Source organism: Candidatus Culexarchaeum yellowstonense (genome assembly GCF_024707025.1).
In the GTDB taxonomy this organism is placed as follows: Archaea; Thermoproteota; Methanomethylicia; order Culexarchaeales; family Culexarchaeaceae; genus Culexarchaeum.
In genome coordinates this window covers 1-6,134 of record NZ_JANGFQ010000096.1, presented here as the reverse complement: position 1 = coordinate 6,134, position 6,134 = coordinate 1, and the positions used below count along the sequence as shown (strand labels likewise).

The following is a 6,134-nucleotide window of genomic DNA, read 5'->3' as shown; positions in this document are numbered from 1 at the left end:
TTCATCTTTACTCCATTAATGGCGTTTTCGATTTTCATAATAATTGATTCTAGCCAATTGAAATACCCATTTAGGTTTGGTAATTATAAGCGCATATTGCTTTATTCAATTCCCCCCTTTGTCTTGACATTGTTTATCCTTCTAAATTTAAGGGTGGATTTCCCCCTTCTCTTCACAGTTTCCTCAACAGTTTTATTGGTTCCTTTAAGCATATTTCATGAATATAATGCTATTAAATGCAGATCCATCGATTCAAGTCTTCCTAAGTTCATTAGGGATATATCAGATTATGTTAAGATTGGTTTAAGTGTTGAGAATGCTTTGACACTTACTTTAAGTAGGTCTTATGGTAAACTTCTTGATGATATTATTCATAACATACATTCCTCTTTGACATCATCGATGAAGTCTATAGCTGATATATTCAACGATCTGATTTCTATGGTTAATTCATGGTTTGCTAAGAGGGTGTTTTGGCTTTTTGGGGAGGCTATATCCACTGGGGGTGGTAGGCCTGAAATTTTTTCACATCTCTCGAAGTTCTGCTGGGATTACTATGAATTTAAGCGTAGAATTGAAAATGAATTGAAACTCTATGTTTTGGTGGGATACTTTTCCTCGCTCATGCTAATATTCGTTTCCTCCCAGTTAATTAAGTTCCTTAGCTTCTTTGGAGCTGGATATCTCATTCCAGGTCAAAGTATCCTCCTTAGCATTGATAAAAGTGTGGTCATGGAGTTGAATTCCACAATAAATTCCATGATAATTTTAACTTCATTCTTCATTGGCATACTCGTTGGGAAGATTTCCAGTGGGACCATTTTTGGAGGGTTTAAGCATGCATTGATCTCCTGTTACATTTGCATCCTTGGAATTTATGGTGGTGTAAGGTTATGGTGAGGAAGGGGTTTCTGTTTCTACCGTTAATGATCATACTAACATTATTGCTTTCACTTCCCATTTCCAATTGCATCTTGTATTATCCTCTTGCTCCACCATTTAGTGAATTTCAACCCTTCTACTATACTTGTGGTACTGGGAGCTTCACTTATAGTTATGATAAGAATCGAGGTTTACTTAAAGCTGTATGTTCCGCCACGAAGGATGTGGGTTCTTTATTGAATGAAGCTGACTTAACTCTAATTTTTAAAGGTTACCTCATTTCACCGTTTAGTGGGGTTATTAAGAAGTTATCGATTAAATATACGCTTATGGGTAAACTGTATGTTAAATCCATATGCCTCCCCAACACATATTCAGCTGAAGCCAGCATTGGAGTCTATGTGGATTTCATGAATTATAGGGTTACATTGGCTTCAAAATCCCTTACCCTATATTATTCGGGTGAAGATCAATATGTTTTTAATGATCAATACATTTCAGTCTCTCAAGATTTGGATTTAAGTGTCTCTAAGGGTGATAGACTTGACTTTTCAGTTACAATGGTTGTTAGAAGCATAGCCACTGGAGCCTTAGAGGATTATGCATATTCCCTTGCAGACTTCTATAGTGGAAGTTATGGTTTAAGGATAACGTTGTCCATAGGCTATTTTGAGAGTTCATATATTGTTGGCTCTATAAGTGCATCTAAGGGGTATGTGGGAGACCCAATATACTTGAGTGGACGCTTACTAAATAGTCGTGATAGTGGTATTCCAAATGCAAAAATCAATTTGTATATGGATTCCACGTTTATATCATCGAACTATACTAGCTCTGATGGGTCATTTACATTCCTATACATTATCCCCAATGATATACAGTATGGTGTGAGAACTCTAAGTGTTGTTTTTGATGGGGATAGTAGCTACCTACCTTCTTCAAAAGATTTCAATTTAACAATACCATCTTTCTCCTTAAGCTCCTCATACAGTTACATTAGAATACCATTAGGCTCCGTAAGGGGGGTTGACATATATGTTGGCGATCTATATGGCTATGGACTTCCCGTGCAAGTTACAATAGGGCCCGTTCCAAATTGGCTTAGTTATAATGTGGTGGGGAATACCACTGGGATCCCTCCATTTCAATTCCATGTGGACTTCACACCCTATGATGTTGGTGATTGCTACATTGAACTCACAGCAATAGGTTCTGATGGTCAGAGTAGGAGGATAGTGTTGAATGTTGAAAGTTACGTAGCTCCCTCATACTCAATTACGGTGAACCCAACTTTCAATAGCGTCTTAAAGGGGTCTCATGTATTATACAATGTAACTTTAACTCCAATTAATGGTTATAGTGGTGTGGTCAAATTAAGTGTTGAGGGTATCCCCCAAAACTGTTCATATCAATTCTCCACAAACCCATTAACCATCAATTCATATGAGAGAAGTGTTGTTCTCGACGTTTACGCTTCCCCTTATGCTGTTGAAGGGGTTTACAATCTGATTGTGAGAGGCATTGATGATAATGGATTGATAGTTGATAGTAACACATTTAAATTGGAAGTTAAGCAGGGACAATACTTTAATGTTTCCATATACCCAACATTTATATCCATCATTAAGGGTGAGGATGCACTATTCCATGTTAACTTAACTTCCATAAACGGTTTCAGCGATTATGTTTATCTCGAAGTTTCATGTGATGCGAGTTACTCAAACCTCTTCAAATATAATTTTTCCATGAATCCAGTTTACATATCTGTTTCTGATCCCATTGAAATTGTTGAGCTACGTGTAACTCCATCATTAAATTTAACTGGGATATTCAACTTTACATTACATGCATTCTCAGACTCATATGATAATTCATGTACGTTCTCCATTGAAATTAAGCAGCCTGCATCCATCGAATTGTATTATGTCAACTGGAAGCGTGGTTCTTGGCATTCGGAGTATAGGTTCCTACCATATGAAGCTATGGGGATTATAATCAATTATCAGCCTCTGAAGAATCTCACACTAATACTCCCGAAAGTTGTTTTCAGTGAATTCAACACTTCATTTATATCGATATCAACTGATGAAAATGGGTTATGTAAACTCATAGTTTATTTAAATGGTATAAATTGTCCCTTAGGCTCCTATGAAGTCCTTCTTTCAGATGATTCTGGACGTATTGTTGGTAGGAGTAGATTCTATGTAGATGGGTTAAAAGTGTATTACACCGTAAATAATGATTATGATTACAATAATATACTGTTCTATTTAACTTGGAATCTCAACAATGAGAGTCTAAGATTTAGGGGAGGGGTTCTTGAGCTAATCTTGAACTCTACATATGGGTATTTTAAGAGTTCCCCAATTGATGATTTTGGGAATGCAAAATTCAGCGTTCCTCCAATTAACTTCAATGATTCGCTTGAGTTCTCCGTATATTATGTTAACTCCCCATTCATCATTAGGTCTACGAATTCAAGTTCATCATATGTGGTTGTTCCATTCAAACGTATACAATGTGATATCCTAAAATTTGTGGCAAAGGATTTCTCCTTCGACATCAAATTGAAGTTCCACTACTTTAATGGTGATCCAGCGCATGTAGAGTTGCTATTAATTGTTCATTGCAATAATACCGTCATCACCAAACTTAATTGTATAACTGATGATGAGGGGGTTGCCTCCATAACCTTCAAGATACCATTTTGCCGAAGCTTTGTAATTAAGTTGCTTTGTAGGGATATTAGCAATGCATGGGTTTCTAGAGTGGATGAGTTCTGCAATTTATGTTGGAGTGAAAGTATTGGTGTGTTGTCATATGTTAATGTTTATGGTGGATTTGTTAATTTCACTTTAGCTTCAAAATCGAGCTTCATGGATTTCAATTGCACATTGAATATGTTATTCTATGATGAGTTTGATGAACTCTTCTACTCATCATCCGTTACCATGAAATTGACTCATGGAATCATAGAATCCTATCCACTATCCCTCCCAAGAAGGGTTCATAAGATAATGTTTAGCATTTACGCATTTGGACATGAAATTTTTGAGGGTTTATGGGTTAATGGTGATTATTCATGGAAGACGTTGTAGAATATGTTTTCGCCGGATTCATGATATTCTTACTATTCTCATCAAGTGCAAGTATATTGAACTCCATTGCGGATAGATACCTTCACATGACAACATATCCCAACGATGTGGTAATCAATCGCTTATTATACTCAATAGCTCCTGGAGGGAGGATTGATCCATTAATCCTTCAAGCTCTATCTCCCAATTACTCTCAAGTTTTCGGCTATTACTTGGATTACGAGTATTTGAGGGGAGCTATTAATATGGGGGATTACATATTCTCCATTCAAATTTCTCCACCTCTGGATGTTAAGGTGGATTTTAAAGATGAATCCATAATTATACGATCATTCAATGTCATCGACATGAAACCTTGCGGTAGTGAAGCTTTTGTCTACTTGTTTTATAATGGAACTTTAAATGATTATTATCATATAATTTTGGATAATGGCTTTGGGAGTATCCCATTAAAGTTTAAGCCTCAATTGATGGTTGTATTTGTTAGATATGGTCAATTATTTGGTATTGGTTTATATGGAGATTTCAAAGTAAACTCCATTATCGCACAGCCAATGCAACTCTATTTATCTAGTTTTGGCGGCGAATATTGCATTGTTGATGGTGTTCTTGGGTCTTCATCAACTAGATTACTTGATGAGAATGGAATATCATTTTACAGTAGAGTCTTTAGCAATCCAATTAGTATTTCTAATGGTTCTTTAGAATTCTCAATATTCGCTAGTGGCCTTGGAGATCTCCATACCATTTTTGGAGTATGTGGACCTGATTACAATGGGTCAACCATTTTGGCAAACTACTCCTTTACGGTTAATTCCACTATTGTTAAGAATTTCACTTTCAATGTCCCTCTATCAAGAGAATTTCAGGGAAGTAATGTGAGGTTATTTTTGAAATTAATTTCAAGTGGAAAGGTGTATGTTTACTTTGGTGGATGGAATTACCCATCTACCTTAAGATTAAACAATATTCTATCTTCATCCTATCGGAGTTCATATCCATCAGGGTTTAATGCTGATAACATTTGGTTATTATGGTTTGATAAGAGTATCCATGTGAATACTTTGCCCAATGCTGGTTTCCCCTACGTAGTTGTTTACGTTTTTAATGGCGTTTTTCATGTTGCTTTTATTCCAGAATTGAAGGTTTCCATAGGATTTCTAGATGAAGACTGTTTTACATATAGTTTTCTGAGAATCGGTGCACATCACTTATTGCTATGTAAAATTGGGATTGGGGAGGGTGGTGTTGGTATGTGGAGGTCTGTGTTCAATAGAACTAAATCATCATGATATATGGTTTAGCATCTTGGTGGTGAATATGGCTGATCGCGGTTTTTCAAGAATAATTGAAGTTCTTCTCGCAATGCTGATAATCTCATATTCCAGTATAACAATCCCCATAATAACAAATTATAATTACTCCATGGATTATTTCCATCTTCAATCCATAGCATTTAACGCTTTATATACGCTTGATTCCAGTGGGGATTTAAGTGTAATCGTTTATAATGGGGATTGGAGTTTATTGGTTAGTTATATTAAACCCCTTATCCCACAGGGATTGAACTTCAATTTACTAGTATATGATGATAATCATAATTTGATATTCTCATACATTTCTAATTCTAAGAGTTTCAATTTTATGGTCAATGCGCCATTTATTTTGAAGTTTAGGGGGGTGACTAGGATAATTGTCTTGCAAGTTTGGATGTAGAGGACAGATTCTAATATTGTTTGCAGTATTATATGTTGCATTAATTTATCAATTGGTTTATTTTACCCCATACTATGAAATAGGTGTAGATGTTTCATCTAATTATATTCAAGCTTTAAATTTGATGTTCAAAAGGTCAATATGCGATGCATTAGTATTTCATGTTGATGGTGGAGAATTCATTAAGCGTCTAAACCTAAATTTACATGACATTATGGATTTTTACCCATTAATTGTTGAGTTGTCATCATATAATGTCATCTTAAAGGATGGGTATGTAGGGGCTTCAGCCACCTTACAAGTATATGATTTCAAGTATAGATGTAAATATACATTTAGCTACAATTGCTCTCTCGGCTTTAAAATAATGAACATTACACTTTCAAACTCATATGTTCCAACATTCAATGATGTTAAAATGGTTGTTGAGGTTTTTGG

At 35.5% G+C, this 6,134-nt stretch carries 5 protein-coding genes; all 5 read left to right on the top strand.

What is annotated here, in order from left to right; all coding sequences use genetic code 11:
• The coding region (locus tag MRT15_RS08800) for a hypothetical protein (RefSeq protein ID WP_304329714.1) at positions 1-900 on the top strand (900 nt) is incomplete at its 5' end.
• Positions 894-3,980: a hypothetical protein gene (locus MRT15_RS08795; RefSeq protein WP_304329713.1), complete on the top strand. Its 3,087-nt coding sequence runs from the start codon at positions 894-896 to the stop codon at positions 3,978-3,980. The genes MRT15_RS08800 and MRT15_RS08795, both read left to right, overlap by 7 nt.
• On the top strand, positions 3,965-5,272 hold the full coding sequence (locus tag MRT15_RS08790) for a hypothetical protein (RefSeq protein ID WP_304329712.1): 1,308 nt from the start codon (positions 3,965-3,967) through the stop codon (positions 5,270-5,272). The genes MRT15_RS08795 and MRT15_RS08790 overlap by 16 nt, the downstream gene beginning before the upstream one ends.
• A gap of 28 nt (positions 5,273-5,300) precedes the next feature.
• Positions 5,301-5,696, top strand: a complete 396-nt coding sequence (locus MRT15_RS08785) for a hypothetical protein (RefSeq protein ID WP_304329711.1) — start codon at positions 5,301-5,303, stop codon at positions 5,694-5,696.
• Positions 5,674-6,134 (top strand): hypothetical protein (locus MRT15_RS08780; RefSeq protein WP_304329710.1); only part of this gene is annotated, 461 nt, incomplete at its 3' end. The genes MRT15_RS08785 and MRT15_RS08780, both read left to right, overlap by 23 nt.